The sequence below is a fragment of the Bacteroides sp. OF04-15BH genome (assembly GCF_003477995.1).
Lineage (GTDB): Bacteria > Bacteroidota > Bacteroidia > Bacteroidales > Bacteroidaceae > Paraprevotella.
Map to the genome: position 1 here is coordinate 1 of NZ_QUEM01000111.1, position 361 is coordinate 361.

Here is a 361-nt window from a genome sequence, read left to right on the forward strand (position 1 = left end):
AACGCCTCGCTCCACCATGAGGGCGGAGGAATTTTGCTCCCGACGGTCGCAGAAAGTGAGTGTACCAACTGTAAACAGTGTATCGAATGACAAGCATACATGAACAATACAAGAAAAAGGGCGGAAGACCGCCCACAGGCAGGGTTCGCAAGCTGTCGAAGTCTGTCACGGTGAAGTTCTCGAAGCCAAGCTACGAGGCACTGAGGCTGAGGGCGAGAAAAGCCAACCGCAAGTTGGCGGAGTACATCCGTGAGTCCGCCTTGAACGGCGAGGTGATGAGCGGACACAATGCAGAGACGGTAGCCATCGCCAAGAACCTCATTGGCATGGCGAACAACCTCAACCAACTTACCAAGCTGTC

1 protein-coding gene is annotated in these 361 nt (G+C 54.3%); it reads left to right on the forward strand.

The window, feature by feature from the left end:
* Positions 1-86: 86 nt before the first annotated feature.
* Positions 87-361 (forward strand): mobilization protein (locus DXA74_RS16815; RefSeq protein WP_233550600.1); only part of this gene is annotated, 275 nt, incomplete at its 3' end.